Source organism: Micromonospora sp. NPDC005173, assembly GCF_040608515.1.
In the GTDB taxonomy this organism is placed as follows: domain Bacteria; phylum Actinomycetota; class Actinomycetes; order Mycobacteriales; family Micromonosporaceae; genus Micromonospora.
In genome coordinates this window covers 1-14,441 of sequence record NZ_JBEXIK010000004.1, presented here as the reverse complement: position 1 = coordinate 14,441, position 14,441 = coordinate 1, and the positions used below count along the sequence as shown (strand labels likewise).

Annotated in this window: 18 protein-coding genes; 13 read left to right on the top strand and 5 right to left on the bottom strand. The window is 72.2% G+C overall.

All coding sequences use genetic code 11. The features are described 5' to 3' along the window. Positions 1-50: 50 nt before the first annotated feature. The 8 genes from ABZV00_RS07245 to ABZV00_RS07210 all read left to right on the top strand — a co-directional run bounded on the left by ABZV00_RS07245 (position 51) and on the right by ABZV00_RS07210 (position 6,387). Positions 51-290 (top strand): DUF397 domain-containing protein, encoded by a 240-nt coding sequence (locus ABZV00_RS07245; RefSeq protein ID WP_328417417.1) that lies wholly within the window; start codon positions 51-53, stop codon positions 288-290. Between the two features lie 140 nt (positions 291-430). Continuing rightward, on the top strand, positions 431-1,318 hold the full coding sequence (locus tag ABZV00_RS07240) for a helix-turn-helix transcriptional regulator (RefSeq protein ID WP_328417416.1): 888 nt from the start codon (positions 431-433) through the stop codon (positions 1,316-1,318). Positions 1,319-1,425: 107 nt separating this feature from the next. Beyond that, a complete protein-coding gene (locus ABZV00_RS07235; RefSeq protein WP_355602647.1) occupies positions 1,426-2,268 on the top strand; it encodes an SAM-dependent methyltransferase in 843 nt (280 codons plus the stop codon). 265 nt (positions 2,269-2,533) lie between these two features. After that, positions 2,534-2,749: a zinc-binding dehydrogenase gene (locus ABZV00_RS07230; protein ID WP_355602645.1), complete on the top strand. Its 216-nt coding sequence runs from the start codon at positions 2,534-2,536 to the stop codon at positions 2,747-2,749. 123 nt (positions 2,750-2,872) lie between these two features. Next, positions 2,873-3,916, top strand: coding sequence for a LacI family DNA-binding transcriptional regulator (locus ABZV00_RS07225; RefSeq protein ID WP_328417411.1), 1,044 nt, complete (start codon positions 2,873-2,875; stop codon positions 3,914-3,916). 2 nt (positions 3,917-3,918) lie between these two features. Then, on the top strand, positions 3,919-4,122 hold the full coding sequence (locus ABZV00_RS07220) for a hypothetical protein (protein ID WP_328417410.1): 204 nt from the start codon (positions 3,919-3,921) through the stop codon (positions 4,120-4,122). 132 nt (positions 4,123-4,254) lie between these two features. Next, positions 4,255-5,721: a serine/threonine-protein kinase gene (locus tag ABZV00_RS07215; RefSeq protein WP_355602643.1), complete on the top strand. Its 1,467-nt coding sequence runs from the start codon at positions 4,255-4,257 to the stop codon at positions 5,719-5,721. Between the two features lie 33 nt (positions 5,722-5,754). Then, the gene (locus ABZV00_RS07210) at positions 5,755-6,387 is read left to right on the top strand and encodes a histidine phosphatase family protein (RefSeq protein WP_355602641.1); all 633 of its coding nucleotides are present in this window, start codon (positions 5,755-5,757) and stop codon (positions 6,385-6,387) included. Positions 6,388-6,401: 14 nt separating this feature from the next. Here the strand turns inward: ABZV00_RS07210 and ABZV00_RS07205 are convergent, their stop codons facing one another. Both ABZV00_RS07205 and ABZV00_RS07200 read right to left on the bottom strand, forming a co-directional pair. Further along, positions 6,402-6,926 carry a GNAT family N-acetyltransferase gene (locus ABZV00_RS07205; protein ID WP_355602639.1) on the bottom strand — a complete coding sequence of 175 codons (525 nt, stop codon included), beginning with the start codon at positions 6,924-6,926 and terminating at the stop codon, positions 6,402-6,404. Positions 6,927-6,981: 55 nt separating this feature from the next. Then, positions 6,982-7,794, bottom strand: coding sequence for a helix-turn-helix transcriptional regulator (locus ABZV00_RS07200; RefSeq protein WP_355603111.1), 813 nt, complete (start codon positions 7,792-7,794; stop codon positions 6,982-6,984). 140 nt (positions 7,795-7,934) lie between these two features. Here ABZV00_RS07200 and ABZV00_RS07195 point away from each other — a divergent pair, with 140 nt between their 5' ends. Together ABZV00_RS07195 and ABZV00_RS07190 are read left to right on the top strand one after the other, a co-directional pair. Next, complete coding sequence (locus tag ABZV00_RS07195; protein WP_355602637.1) at positions 7,935-8,303, top strand: nuclear transport factor 2 family protein; 369 nt, start codon at positions 7,935-7,937, stop codon at positions 8,301-8,303. A gap of 41 nt (positions 8,304-8,344) precedes the next feature. Then, a complete protein-coding gene (locus tag ABZV00_RS07190) occupies positions 8,345-8,683 on the top strand; it encodes a DUF1330 domain-containing protein (protein WP_355602635.1) in 339 nt (112 codons plus the stop codon). On the opposite strand, the gene ABZV00_RS07185 is transcribed toward ABZV00_RS07190, so the two are convergent. The 3 genes from ABZV00_RS07185 to ABZV00_RS07175 all read right to left on the bottom strand — a co-directional run bounded on the left by ABZV00_RS07185 (position 8,667) and on the right by ABZV00_RS07175 (position 10,727). Then, the gene (locus ABZV00_RS07185; RefSeq protein WP_355602633.1) at positions 8,667-9,107 is read right to left on the bottom strand and encodes a VOC family protein; all 441 of its coding nucleotides are present in this window, start codon (positions 9,105-9,107) and stop codon (positions 8,667-8,669) included. The genes ABZV00_RS07190 and ABZV00_RS07185 overlap by 17 nt on opposite strands. A gap of 71 nt (positions 9,108-9,178) precedes the next feature. Beyond that, positions 9,179-10,009 (bottom strand): MOSC domain-containing protein, encoded by an 831-nt coding sequence (locus tag ABZV00_RS07180; RefSeq protein WP_355602631.1) that lies wholly within the window; start codon positions 10,007-10,009, stop codon positions 9,179-9,181. 19 nt (positions 10,010-10,028) lie between these two features. Further along, complete coding sequence (locus ABZV00_RS07175; RefSeq protein ID WP_355602629.1) at positions 10,029-10,727, bottom strand: carbon-nitrogen hydrolase family protein; 699 nt, start codon at positions 10,725-10,727, stop codon at positions 10,029-10,031. 82 nt (positions 10,728-10,809) lie between these two features. Between ABZV00_RS07175 and ABZV00_RS07170 the strand changes: the two genes are divergently transcribed. From ABZV00_RS07170 to ABZV00_RS07160, 3 genes are all read left to right on the top strand, one after another. After that, positions 10,810-11,595, top strand: a complete 786-nt coding sequence (locus ABZV00_RS07170; protein ID WP_328417394.1) for a DedA family protein — start codon at positions 10,810-10,812, stop codon at positions 11,593-11,595. A 92-nt stretch (positions 11,596-11,687) separates the two neighbouring features. After that, positions 11,688-12,848 (top strand): histidine kinase, encoded by a 1,161-nt coding sequence (locus tag ABZV00_RS07165; protein ID WP_355602627.1) that lies wholly within the window; start codon positions 11,688-11,690, stop codon positions 12,846-12,848. Beyond that, on the top strand, positions 12,839-13,483 hold the full coding sequence (locus ABZV00_RS07160) for a response regulator transcription factor (protein ID WP_355602625.1): 645 nt from the start codon (positions 12,839-12,841) through the stop codon (positions 13,481-13,483). The genes ABZV00_RS07165 and ABZV00_RS07160 overlap by 10 nt, the downstream gene beginning before the upstream one ends. Positions 13,484-14,441: the final 958 nt, after the last annotated feature.

Here is a 14,441-nt window from a genome sequence, read left to right as displayed (position 1 = left end):
ACCGCTCCTCCCACGGGCATCGGCGGGCTCGTGAGCAGAAAGACGCCCTCATGCAGCAGCCTCCGAATGGCGTTCCGATCCATCAGTTGCCTCCGCTGAGCTGGAAGAAGAGTCGCCGCAGCAACCCCAGCGGGAACTGTGTCGAACTCGCCGAACTGCCCGGCGGAGCGGGCATCGCGGTCCGCAACTCGCGACATCCGGAGGGGCCGGCGCTGATCTACACGGTGGATGAGATCGCGGCCTTCGTGCTCGGCGCTCGGGATGGCGACTTCGACCATCTCATCAACTGAGCGTTGCCGATGGACCATCCCGGCGACGGGACTGATTCACCGGTCCGGAGGAGTTCATCTCACTGTCGGTCCATGGCATGCTTACACGTCGGTCGGGCCAGGGTGCCCGACCGCGTGGATCGGTATCCGGAGGTCCGCACGTGACGATGGTTCCCGCCGAGGGCGGCCCGACAACCGGGCCAACCGTGCTGCGCATCCTGCTCGGTGCCCAGCTGCGCCGGCTGCGGGAGTCCAGCGGGGTGACGCGGGAGGGCGCAGGCTGGGAGATCCGGGCCTCCGAATCCAAGATCAGTCGGATGGAGCTGGGCCGGGTCGGGTTCAAGGAACGCGACGTGTCGGACCTGCTCACCCTCTACGGGGTCACCGACGAGCAGGAGCGGGAGGCGCTGCTCAAACTCGCCCGGGACGCCAACAGCCCTGGCTGGTGGCACCGCTACGGCGACGTCCTGCCCACCTGGTTCCAGTCGTACCTGGGGCTGGAGGCGGCGGCCGCGCTGATCCGCAGCTACGAGGTGCAGTTCGTGCCCGGCCTGCTGCAGACCCGGGAGTACGCCCGGGCGGTGGTGCTGCTCGGGCACGGCGCGGCCGGCTCGGCCGAGATCGACCGGCGTGTCGCCCTGCGACTGCAGCGCCAGCAGTTGCTCCACCGGGAGCACCCGCCACAGCTCTGGGCCGTGGTGGACGAGGCGGCGCTGCGCCGCCCGATCGGCGGCGCCGAGGTGATGCGCGACCAGTTGACCGCGCTGATCGAGGCGACCAAGTCGCCGAACATCCGCCTCCAGGTCATCCCGTTCGCCGCCGGTGGCCACGCCGCCGCCGGGGGAGCGTTCACCATCCTGCGCTTCGGTGACCCGGAGCTGCCCGACATCGTCTACATCGAACAGCTCACGAGTGCCATCTACCTGGACAAGCGAGACGACCTGGATTACTACGCGGTGGCGATGGAGCGGCTGTGCGTCGAGGCCGAGCCGCCGGAGCGCACCCCGGAGATCCTCGGACGGCTGCTGGAGGATCTCTATCCAGCGTGACCGGCGACCGGGGCGGTGCCCCGGCCTGGGTGGCACTAACATGGTCGGCGACCGGTGACAGTGGACAGACGATGCCGGTCGATGCGCGCCGACTCGTGGAGGCAGCCTTGACCACCGATGCTCCCGGCGCGACGGCCGGTGTACCGAGCGACCGGATCGACACCTCGGTGCCCCACCCGGCCCGCCGCTACAACTACTGGCTGGGCGGCAAGGACAACTTCGAGGCCGATCGGGAGTCCGGCGACGCCATGGCGGCCTCGTTCCCGACCATCCGCATCTCCGCACTGGAGAATCGCCGCTTTCTCGGGCGGGCGGTGGGCTACCTGGCCCGCGAGGCCGGCATCCGGCAGTTCCTCGACATCGGCACCGGCATTCCGACCGCCGACAACACCCACGAGGTCGCCCAGGGCATCGCGCCGGAGTCCCGGGTGGTCTATGTGGACAACGACCCGATCGTGCTCGCCCACGCCCGCGCGCTGCTGACCAGTTCGGCCGACGGCGCCACCGCCTACATCGACGCCGACCTGCGCGACCCCGAGCGGATCCTCACCCATCCGGAGCTGCTGCGCACCATCGACCTGTCGCGGCCGGTCGGGCTCATGCTGGTGGCCGTCCTGCACTTCGTGCCGGATGGCGACGACCCGTACGCGCTGGTGCGGCGGCTGCTCGACGCGCTGCCGGCAGGCAGCTACCTGGCCGCCTCTCACGCCACCCACGATTACCTGCCCCCGCAGGTCGCCGAGGAGGCCAGAGCGGCGGCCAAGGGCGGCGGCCCGCACGGGCTGATCAACCTGCGCACCCGGGCCGAGTTCACCGGCTTCTTCACCGACCTCGACGTGGTCGAGCCGGGCATCACCTCGGTCGCCGAGTGGCGGGCCGAGAGCGAGCCGCAGCCGCGCACCTCAGCGACCGAGGTGAGCATGTACGGCGCGGTGGCCCGCCTGCCCTGACCCCGTCGGGCGGCGCGCTCGTCGGGCCCCGGTTCAGGAGCCCGTGGCGTCGTAGTGGTCCCGGGCGCGTGCACCTCGCCGATGTGCGTCTCGGCCCACGCCTTGATGGCCCGCTGCACCGGCAGCAGGCTCTCGCCCAGCGGCGTGAGCCGGTAGTCGACCCGTGCCGGCACGCTCGCGGTCACCGACCGGCTGACCAGGCCGTCCCGCTCCAGCTGTCGCCGCGCACGAGGCGCTGCGCGGCGAGGGGACCTTCGTCGCCCTGGTGGCGCCGTTCGCCCCGCCGCCGCTGCGGGCCACCCGGGTGGTGGTCCAGGAGGTGTACGCCGACGGCGCCCGGCTGACCGAGCTGTCCGCGCTGGTCGACAACGGGCAGCTCGGCCTGCGGTTGGCCGGACGGCTGCCACTGGCCGAGGTGGCGGTGGCGCACGAGCGGCTGGCCGCCGGGGGCGTGCGGGGTCGTCTGGTGCTGGTGCCCTGACGGCTCGACGACGGGATTGGTCGGCGCACGGTATTGACCGACGCCGACCGGTCCGGCTAATCTCTGAATCGATACAGACTGGATCGATACAGAGAGGTGCCGGTGAAGCCAACCCTGCAAGCCGTGGCAGACGCCGTTGGCGTCTCGCGCAGCACCGTGTCCAACGCCTACAGCCGCCCCGACCAGCTCTCCGCCGCGCTGCGCGAACGGATCCTGGACGCCGCCCGGCAGCTCGGCTACCCGGGCCCCAACCCCACCGCCCGCTCCCTGCGCCGCGGCTTCGTCGGATCGATCGGGGTGCTGTTCACCTCGCAGTTGTCGTACGCCTTCACCGACCCGTTCGCGGTCCGCTTCCTCGCCGGGGTCGGCAGCGCGGCAGAGCGGCACGGCACCAGCATGTTGCTGGTGCCGCTGCCCCCGGCGCAGACCGACGCCCGGCGGGCGGTGGAAAACGCTGCGGTCGACGGGTTCTGCGTCTACTGCGTCGCCGACGAGGAGTGGGCGTTGGACGTGATCCGGGATCGCGGGCTGCCGTACGTCAGCACGGCCTCCCGCGACGACGCCGGCCCCGACGAGCGGTTCGTCGGCATCGACGAGCGGGCCGCGGCCCGCAGCGTCGCCGCGCACGTGGCCGGCCTCGGCCACCGCCGGGTGGCCCTGCTCGCCGATGGCGTGTTGCCCGACGCGCCGGCCGGCCGACTCACCCTGTCCGGGGTGAACGAGGCGGTACACCCGACCACCCGAGGCCGGCTCGCCGGGTTCGCCGACGCGTTCGCCGAGGTCGGCGTCGACTGGGCCGAGCTGACCGTGGTCAACGCTCCGGGCAACAGTCGCCAGGCAGCGTCCGCGGCCGTCGCCGGGCTGTTCGACGGGCCCACACCGCCGACCGCCGTGCTGGCCGGCTCCGACGTGCTCGCCCTCGGCGTGCTGGACGCCCTGGCCCAGCGGCCGGCTGGCGAGCGCCCGCCGGTGTCGGTGACCGGCTTCGATGACATCCCCGAGGCCGCCGCTGCTGGCCTCACCACCGTTCGGCAGCCGGCCGAGGAGAAGGGCCGAATCGCCGCCGAACTACTGCTCGACCCGCCCGCGGACACCGCGGCCGGCCACGTGCTGCTGCCCACCGCACTCGTCGTCCGGGCCTCAACCGGACCTGTCCCGAGGAGTTGACCATGGAACACTCGACCGGCTACATCACCGCCCTCGACGCGATGAACCGACACGTCAACTCGGCCCGCCCGGATGCTCCGGTCCAGGTCGAGCGAGTCCGGCCGCCGTTGCTCGCGCCGTCCCGGCGGGCCACCGCCGTCGTCCTGCGCCGGCTCGCCGACCGGATCCAGCCGCGACCGCTGCCCGCCGCAACCCCCTGCTCCTAGCCGACCCGCCGGCCCGGGGCCGGTCCGCCGTCACCCGCGCACCGGCCCATTTCGGTACGTAGGTGAGGAGTGGGCCGGTACCGGGCGCCCTGGGTGGTCGAGGGGGACGCGGCCAGGCAGACTGGTGAGGCCATGTCGCCGTTCACGCCCACTCTCCGTCTCCACGACCGCTACGTACTGCACGAGCGGATCGGCCTTGGTGGCATGTCCGAGGTCTGGCGGGCCGACGACGAGGTCCTCGGCCGGCCGGTCGCCGTCAAGGTGCTCGCCGGGCAGCTCGCCGCCGACCCGCAACTGCGGGCCACCATCCAGCGCGAGGCCCGCGCGGCCGCCCGGCTGACCCACCCGCACGTGACCCAGGTGTACGACTACGCCGAGGCGACCCTGGCCGGCGGCGCGGTGGTGCCGTACCTGGTGATGGAGCTGGTCGACGGGCACAACCTGGCCGACCGGCTGCGGACCGGCCCGCTGCCCTGGCCGGAGGCGGTCCGGGTGGCCGGGCAGATCGCCGCGGCGCTGGCCGCCGCGCACCGCATCGGCGTGGTGCACCGCGACGTCAAGCCGGGCAACGTCATGCTCACCGACACCGGCGCCAAGGTGCTCGACTTCGGCATCGCCGCGCTCGGCGGGCCGCACCACCCGCTCGGCGGCCAGACCGGCGAGCCGCTGATGGGCACGCCTGCCTACTTCGCACCGGAGCGACTGGCCGCCGGCCCTCCGGACCCGGCCAGCGACGTGTACGCCCTCGGCGCGCTGCTCTACCGCACGCTCACCGGGTGGGCACCGCTGCCCGTGCAGAGCTGGGAGGACGCGCTGGAGGTGCACCGGCGGGGCACTCCGGTCCCGCCGCTGCGGGTGCCCGGCCTGCCAGCCGACATCGCCGAGCTGACCATCGCCTGCCTGGCCGCCGACCCGGCCCGCCGGCCGACCGCCGCACAGCTCGCCACCCGGTTCGGTGCCGGCCAGCCGGTCGAGCCGCCCACCGAGATGCTGCGCGTCCTGCCGTCAGCGCACTCGGCCCACCCGCCCACCCTGATCGACCGCTCGGCGGCCCGCCCCCACCCCACACCGGATGACGCCCCGCCCCGCCGCCGCCGGTCACGACGACCCCTCGCTGTGCTGGCCACGGCCGGTCTCGCGGCGCTGGTCGGTCTCGGCGCGCTGCTCGCCCAGAGCGTCGGCTCGCCCGACTCGTCACAGGTCGCCGACTCACCGTCGACCACCGCCCCGGCACCGTCAACCACCAGCCAGTCGCCGACGCCGGCGGCACCATCCTCGCCGCCGGCCAGCAGCTCCGCGCCTCCGACCATCGGTCAGCAGGTGCCGGTCAGCCTGCGGCAGGTAACCACCGCGTTCGCCGCGGTGCTCGCTGAGGCGCAGGCCCGCGGCGAGATCGACCGGAGGACCGCCGAGGATCTGCGCGACGATCTGGAGGACCTCAGCCGCCGTTCGAAGGACCGCGCCAAGCACGTCACCGAGCTGCGGGAACGCATCGCCGAGTTGGTGGACCGGGACCGGCTGTCGGCGCGGACGGGCGCACAACTCGATGCCCTGCTCAGTCAGGCCAACGGCTTTTCCACCGGCCGTACGGACGACTGATACATCTACCAGCACCGCTGGCATGATGGTCCGATGCGGACGCGGCTGATCTTCGTACGACATGGCGAGTCGATCCACCACGTCGAGGGGATCGTGGGCGGCCCGCACGGTTGCCGGGGCCTGACCGACCTGGGCCACGATCAGGCACGTCAGTTGGCCCGGCGGCTCGCCGTGGACCTTGCCGCCGACAGACCAGCCGCCGTGTACTCGTCCGTGCTGCGCCGGGCCGTCCAGACCGCTCAGCCGATCGCCGCGGCGCTGGGCGTCAATCCGGTCGCGGACTGTGGTCTGTGCACCTGGCACACGCCGCCGTACGCCGACGGTCTGCCGATCAGCCGGTTCCAGGCCGACTACGCGGCGGAGGGTGGGGGCGTGTTCCGGCCGTTCGAGAAGGGCAACGAGAGCTGGGCCGAGTTGGTCGTCCGCGTCAGCCGCGCGATCATGGAGATCGCACAACGACACCGGGGTGCCACGGTGCTGCTGGTCGGACACACCGAGACCGTCGAAGGCGCGTTCCACGCGCTCGGCGCTCAGCCGCTCTACCGGGCGTTCGACCTGGGGGTGGCCGCAGCCTCGATCACCGAATGGACCACGGACGACGACACCGCCAGCTGGCCGCCGGCCCGCTGGACCCTGCGACGCTTCAGCGACACCGGGGGCGTGTGACAGCCGACGGCGCGCTAGAGCTTGATCCAGTACCGGCGCACCGCGCCGTGTTCGGTGCCCCGGATGTCCTCGAGGACACCGCCGTGGTGCTCGATCGTCCTCGCTGAGGCGACGTTGTCCACCGCGCAGGTGACCAGCACCTGATCCAGGCCGAGGGCCCGTGCCTCATCGAGCATCCGGCCCAGCGCCCAGGTGGCCAACCCACGCCGGCGCGCGGACGGCCGGATGCCGTAACCGATGTGGCCGGCGACCCGCAACAGGTAGTCGTCGAGCCCGTGCCGCAGCGCGATCCCACCGAGCACCTCGTCACCTTCGACGATCCATCGGTACGTGCACCGCACCTGTCCAGCGGCCAGCGGCTTCGCCGCGTCCGACTCGTCCGCGAGCCGGCCCACCCAGGCCGCGAACTCGTCAGGCGAGCGCACCTCGTCGGACGGCCGCAGCCCGAAACCGTCCTCGTGGAGGCCGGGACCCCACTCGGCATGCGCCTTGAGCCAGGCGGCGTGCAGGCGGACGGTGGGAGCGATCAGCTCGGGCATGGGGCGACGGTATCCGCCTGGGCGGCGTACCGACACCGGAGCCGGCGGTGAAGTGTCACGTGCCCGTGCCGACCCCCGACGTGGTGAGGGCCTGGAGCGTTTCGGTGGTCGCCGAGTCGGCAGGGAAGAAGGCCTCGACGGCCAGCCCGGAGACGGTGACATCAAGCGGCGTGCCGAAGAGGGTGGTGGTGCTGAAGAAGGACATCTCCTGGTCGTTGTGGCGGTACCGGAGCGGGATGACGATGCGCGAAACCGCCTCGCTGATCGGTGCGCCGTGGCCGTTGCCGCCGGGGTAGCCGCGAAGCTCCTCGTGCAGGTCGTACAGGACCGGGTCGTTGGTTGTCACGGCCTGCTGCCGCAGCCGGTTGAGCAGGTGGGCGCGCCACTCGGGCAGGTTGAGGATTCGCGGGGCCATGCCGTCGGGGTGCAGGCTGAGCCGCAGCACGTTGATCGGTGGAGTCAAAAGGCGGGGCTCGGCGCCGGCGGTGAACAGGGCGACGGCAGGGTTGGCTTCGACGAGTTGCCAGTGCTGGTCGACGAGCAGCGCCGGGTACGGGCTGTGTCCGTCGAGGATCTGTCGTATGGCGGCACGTACCGGATCCAGTTCCGGATCGCTCAGCTCGTGGCTGGAGTAGGCGGGCGCGTAGCCGCCGGCGAGCAGCATCGTGTTGCGCTCAGCCAGCGGCATGTCGAGCTGCTCCGCCAGCCGCAGGATCAGCTCCGGGCTCGGACGAGATCGCCCGGTCTCCACGAAGCTCAGATGCCGGGCCGACACTCCCGCCTCGATCGACAGGTCGAGCTGACTCATTCCGCGAGTTCGGCGCCAGTCGCGCAGCAACTCCCCGACTGGTCGCCCGGGCCTGGTCATGGTCCTCACGCCCCGACCCTAGTGACCGCATCGGCGCACCGGCCATTACCTGCGACGTAATCGACAAGGCGCCAAGGCGCCGAGATCATTTCTTCCAGAGGCGACAACCCGCCCCATCCCTAGCGGGCAAGGAGAGATCCGTGGCTACCACCTTCGATGAGCTGGCCGAGCGGTATATCGCGATGTGGAACGAGAGCGATCCGGCGAGGCGGCGCCGGGACATCAACGACCTGTGGGCCCCCGAGGGCCGCTACGTCGACCCACTGGCCGTCGCCGAGGGCCGGGAGGCGATCGACGCGACGATCGCCGCGGTGCAGAACCAGTTCCCCGGCATGACGTTCCGGTTGGCCGGACCGGTCGACGGCCACCACAACCAGGTCCGCTTCACCTGGGAGCTCGGGCCGGAAGCCGTCGAGGCGCCGATCGTGGGCTTCGACGTCGCAACGATCGACGAGGACGGACGGCTGACCCAGGTCCTGGGTTTCCTGGACCGCGTCCCGACGGCGTAATTGACTCCCAGGGCCGACCGCCCGTAACGAACGGAGAACCCATGACCGCGTACGCGCTTGCGCACCTGCGCAGAGCACCCATCCACGCCGACGTGTTGGAGTATCTGGAGCGTATCGATGCCACCCTCACCCCCTTCGGTGGCCGGTTCATCGTCCACGGCGGCACCGTTGACGTGATGGAAGGCACCTGGCCGGGCGATGTGGTGATCATCGAATTTCCCGACCTGCCCACGGCCCGCTCCTGGTATCACTCCAGCAACTATCAGGAGATCAAGCCCTTGCGGACAAGGCACCTCGCCGGCGAGGCCATCCTGGTGGACGGAGTGGAGCCCAACCACAGCTCAGCGCAGATGGCCGCCGAACTCAGCCAAAGGAGATGAGGGCGCCGCGCTCGTCGAAACGGGCCGTGCCCGCCCACGCGAGCTCCCAGCGGTTGCCCTCCGGATCTGCGAAGTAGCCCGAGCGCCCACCCCAGGCCCGGTCGGTCGGCTCCGCGACCACGGTGGCGCCCGCCGCGACGGCCGTGGCGAAGGCCGTGTCGACGGCCTCGCGGCTGTCGACGTTGCAGGCCAGCGTGACGCCGGACCAGCCGCCCGCCGGCTCGGACACGCCGGGCGCCGCCTCGGCCGCCAGCTCGGGCAGCGGATAGAGCGCGAGCAGAACGCCGCCGAGCAGGAACGCCGACCAACCGTCGTCACTGGACGGCAGCTCGGGCCAGCCCAACGAACGGTAGAACGAGCGCAACGTGCCGATGTCGCGCGTGCCCAGCGTGACGACGGACAGTCGAGAAGGGAGCGTGCTCATGTGGCGATGATGCCCGGCCCGTACGACATCGGCCGGAGCCGCGCCGAGCGTCATTAGTTGGCGGGCGAGAATCAGCCGATCGTGACGGGATCGCCCTCCGCCACCCGGCCGGGACGGACCACCCGGGCGTACGCGCCGACGCACGGCTGCGGGCCCAGGCCCGGCAACGGCTCGATCCGGTTCAGCCGGGCCGGCACCCGCAGCGCCTCGGTCTCCCGTGGCAGCGGGCCGTGCGCCAGCGTCGGCACCGCGCAGCGCGGCGTCAGGGCGAGCACGGCGAGCACCAGGGCCGGGCCGATCCGCAGCTCCCGGCCCACCCAGCCGTTCTCGGCGAACGCGTCCCCGGACGTGTCGAGCACCAGGTTGGGTCGGTAGCGTTCCACCGTCCCAGCCTCGGGCGGCAGGTCGGCGGCGATCCGGTCCAGGGTTGCGGTGGTGACCAGATGGATCGGGGCGAAGTCGAAGAAGGTGCCGGGCGCGGCTGACCCGAGCCGGCTCTCGTCCGCCGGGACCTCGTCCGCCAATCCGGCGGCCAGCACCGCGTCCGGGTGGGAACGCAGCAGCGTGGCGTCGGCCGGTACGGCGTCGACCAGCGTCACCGAACGGCCCGCCGTCGCGGAGAGCACCACGTCGATGTCGGGCTCCGCGGTCGACAGGTGCCGGCCGTCGGGCAGGGTGATCCGCACCGCGTCGGGTGCCGTGCCGGCCGCCCGCAGGGTGAGCAGGGTGCGCCACCGGTGAGGTTGCTTGGCGCTGGCAACCCGACCGGTGGCCCGATCCAGCAGGGCCAGCGCGCGGTCACCCGCGACGCCGGTCTCGCATACGTCGGCGGCCGGCAATCGCTCGCCCAGCAACGACTTCACCGGATAGCGCCGCAACTGCACCAGCCGGCCAAAGATCACCGGCCCACCCTAACCGCGTTCAGTCGAGGCTGGCGCGAAGCAGCTCGCCCGGCTCTGTGCCCGTCCGGCCGTACACCTCGGCCTTCGGCGACCAGATGGCGGACCGACCGGCTGCTTCGGTGTAGCCGCCACCGGTCGACCCGGCGAAGCTCGCCATGGCCACCCAGACCCGGTGCGCGGTGGCGATCCGGTGCGCCCGCTGGTCCGACACGTCGGCGTCGCTCGCCGACTCCAGCACGCCCGCCGCGTACACGTCGATCCCGAGCGCGGCGGTCCGCGCCGCGTGCGCGGCGACGCCGGTGTCCTTGCAGATCGCCAGCCCCACCCGCCATCCGTCCACGTCGAGCACGGCCGGCGCGTCGCCCGGCCGGAACCGGCGGGCCTCCACGTCGCCCAGCCACATCTTCCGGTACGCCACCGTCACGCCAGCGCCGGTCACCGCCAGCACGGCGATGTGGTCACCGGCGACCGGCGCTCCGGCCAGGGCCAGCGCGCCCGTCTCGGCGCACGCCTCGACCAGCGGCCTCAGTCGGGGGTCGTCGACGGGCACGACCGGGGCGTTCAACTCGTACCCGGTCAGGGACAGCTCCGGAAAGAGCACCACCCGGGCGCGCGCCGCGCGGACTGCGGCGGCGTGCGTCCGCGCGTTCGCCGCGACGTCCCGGGGTACGCACAGTGGCTGCGCCACAGCGAACCGTAGCGGGGTGCGGTTTTCCACACCCCCGGGGCTATGGTCGGGCCGCGCGGCCGGGTGGTCGACCCCATGGTCGGCTCTCAGGATCACTTCGTAGCGTGGGGGCATGATTCGAACGTCCCACGCCGTGCTCGCCACCGGAACCCCCATCGCTGAGGCCGGACCGCCCCAGGATGGCTTGGTCGGCTACGTCAGTGACCTGGTGGAACGACTCGGCGGGCCGGGCGCCGGCTTGGCGGTGGCGCTGGAGAACCTGTTCCCGCCGATCCCCAGCGAGGTGATCCTGCCGCTGGCCGGGTTCGTCGCCGCGCAGGGCCGGATCAGCCTGATCGGTGCGATCTTCTGGACCACCCTGGGCTCGGTGGTGGGTGCGCTGGCGCTCTATCTGATCGGTGCGTCGCTGGGCCGGGACCGGATGCGCGCCATCGCGGCCCGGTTGCCGCTGCTGAAGCTCAGCGACGTGGACCGGACCGAGGCGTGGTTCCTCCGGCACGGCGTGAAGGCGGTCTTCTTCGGCCGGATGATCCCGATCTTCCGGAGCCTGATCTCCATCCCGGCCGGGGTCGAGCGGATGCCCGTCGGCACATTCCTGCTCTACACCACGCTGGGCAGCCTGATCTGGAACACCACCTTCGTGCTCGCCGGCTACCTGCTCGGCGACAACTGGCACCTCGTCGAGGGGTATGTCGGCGTGTTCCAGAACGTGGTGATCGTGGCCGTCGTGGCGGCCGTCGCCTGGTTCGTCGGGTCTCGCGTGCTGCGGGCCCGTCGCGCCGCCCGCAACCCCGAGCCCGCCCCCCTCGACCACCAGGGGGCGGGGCACGGCGTGCCCGACCCGGGCGGTCGCGGCACTCTCTACCGCAGCGGCTCGTGGGCCTCGGACGAGCGCTAGACCGGCAGTCGGGCGGGCGTCAGGTGGTCGTGGGGGAGCGTCGGTCCGGCCGGTGGTGGCGTCGGCTCCGGCAGTCGGGCGGGCGGCAGGTAATGGCGGGAGAGCGTCGGATCGGCCGGTGGTGGCACCGCCTTCGGCTGCCGGTCGGCGTCGCCGCCGGGACCGCGACCGCCGCCGTCGAGCTGGTCTTCCTGGCCGTCGCGGCCGTCGCGCTCGCGGGGTCCGCTCTCGCGCCCCCGGCCGGCCGCCAGGCCGCTGGCCTGATGAAGCGGTACGCCGCACTGCTGGTGCGCGTGGAACGCCGCCGGCTGACGGGGCTGCTCGCCGCGGGTGAGCTGCCCGCACCGGTCAGCGCGGCGACCCGGCGGCAGGTCGGCTACCTCGCCGCCCGGCTGCTGCCCGGCGTGCTCGGCCTGTTGGCGTACGCCGTGCTGGGCGTCGGCGTGGTACTGGCCGCGATCGTGCTGCGTGCGGCGGTGCGCGGCGAGCTGACCCCCCTCGACGCGCTGGCCCAGGTCGCCGTCGGAGCGGTGCTGCTGCTGCTCAACGTCCAGGCCATCGTCAGCGTCGCCGCGCTGGACATTCGGCTGGCCCGGCGGCTGCTCGGCCCGGGAAGCCGGGCGGAGCTGGCGGCGCGGGTCCGCGAGCTCACCACCAGCCGGGCCGGGGTCATCGACGCCGTCGACGCCGAGCGGCACCGCATCGAGCGCGACCTGCACGATGGCCTCCAACAGCGGCTCGTCGCGCTCGGCATGCTGCTCGGCCGGGCCCGACGCACCCGGGACGCCGACCGCACCCGCGCGCTACTCGCCCAGGCACACGAGGACGTACAGCGGGCCGTCGAGGAGTTGCGCGAGGTGGCGTGGCGGGTCTACCCGTCGGCGCTGGACGGCAGCGACCTCGGCGAGGTGCTCGCCATGGTCGCCCGCCGCTCCGAGGTGCCGGTGCGGATCCGCTGCGAGCTGCCGGTCCGCCCCGAGCGGCAGACCGAGACGGTGCTGTACTTCGTGGCCTGCGAGGCGCTCACCAACGCCGCGAAGCACGCCGCCGCTACCGTGGTCACGGTCGAGATCGGGGTACGGGAAGGGATGGTCCGGATGCGCGTACACGACGATGGCGTGGGTGGCGCGGACCCGGCCGGGCGCGGGTTGTCCGGGCTGGCCCGACGGGTCGCCGCGCTGGACGGCCGGCTGCGGGTGACCAGCCCGGTCGGCGGTCCGACCACCGTGCTCGCGGAGCTCCCGTGCGGGTAGTCCTCGCCGAAGACTCGACGCTGCTCAGGGAAGGCCTGGCGCGGCTACTCGCCGAGGAGGACCACGAGGTGGTCGCGGCGGTCGGCACCGCCGACGAGCTGATCGAGGCGGTCGAACGGTCCCGTCCCGACGTGGTCGTCACCGACGTCCGGATGCCGCCCACGCACACCGACGACGGGCTACGCGCCGCGCTGGAAATCCGCCGACGCTGGCCCAGCACCGCCGTCCTGGTGCTCTCCCAGTACGTGGAGCGGCGGTACGCCGGCCGGCTGCTCGCGAACCGCCCTGAGGGAGTCGGGTACCTGCTCAAGGACCGGGTCGCCCAGGTGGACGACTTCCTCGACGCACTGGACCGCGTCGCCGCCGGGGGCACCGCGCTCGACCCCGAGGTGGTCCGGCAGGTCGTCGCTGGCTCCGACCGGCCGGACCCGTTCGGTCGGCTGACCCCGCGCGAACGGGACGTGCTGCACGAGATGGCCCAGGGGCACACGAACGCCGCCATCGCCCAGCGTCTGCACGTGTCGCAGAGCGCGGTGGAGAAGCACGTCAACGCCATCTTCGACAAACTCGACCTCGCCCACGTGACCGGTTACAGCCGCCGAATCCTCGCCGTGTTGCGCTACCTCGGCACCTGACGCGCCCGCCTACCGGTGCGCCGTGGATGATCGACTCGGTGTCGGCGATGTCGCGGTATCCCGCTGCGGTGATGCCCCCATGTCGGCGATCTGGAGTCGATCACCGCCAACCACCGTCTCGGTGGTGTGGTTTTCGGGGCGTCCTGATGGCCACGATTCCCTCTGTGGCGCTCGGTGTCCGCTTACCGGCATCGTGTCCTCGCCGTGCCGCACCTCTTGGGCATCTGGCGCGCCCTCGCACCACTGGTGCGGCGTGGGGGTGATCGACTCGGTGTCGGCGATGTCGCGGTATCCCTGCGCGGTGATGCCCCGATGTCGGTGATCTGGAGTTGACCATGGCCCCGGCCCGGTCTGATGGCCGGGGCGGTGGCCGGGCGTGCGTCGAATGTCCGGTTGACGCCGGGAGTGGTGGGCGGTCCGGGCGTCGAATGTCCGTTATCGGGGGTCTCTGGGGTGTGACTGGCTGCACTCGTGCGGTGGAATGGGGGCCGGCCCGGGGTCGTTACATACCCTGACGATCGCAGTACCACCGGCCCGCCGCCCCGACTCAACGGGTTGGAATGCCAGGCCTGGCCCGGTCGTTACAGATCCCCTGAACGACCGCACCAGGCACCCGCTCGAGCCGGTGCCAATGCCGGAATGACTCCGCCCCGCCGGTCGTTGCAGATCCCCTGAACGACCGCCCCCCGCACCCCCGCTCGACAGGGTGCCGGTGGATGGGCCAGCCCGGAATGATGTCGGCCCGGTGGTCGTTACACACAGACCCGGCGCCACGAGCCCCCCGCCCGTAGGCCGCCGAAAAGACTTTGTTGTTAGCGCCGGACGAGGTGCTCGCACCCGGTAACGCCGATCCCCCGGTCGGCTGGGTGTTTACCCCCGTGAAGGAGCTACCCCCATGAACACGATCATGCGTAAGAGTGTGCTGTCCGTTGCTGGTCTGGCCTTCGCCGGTGGTGTG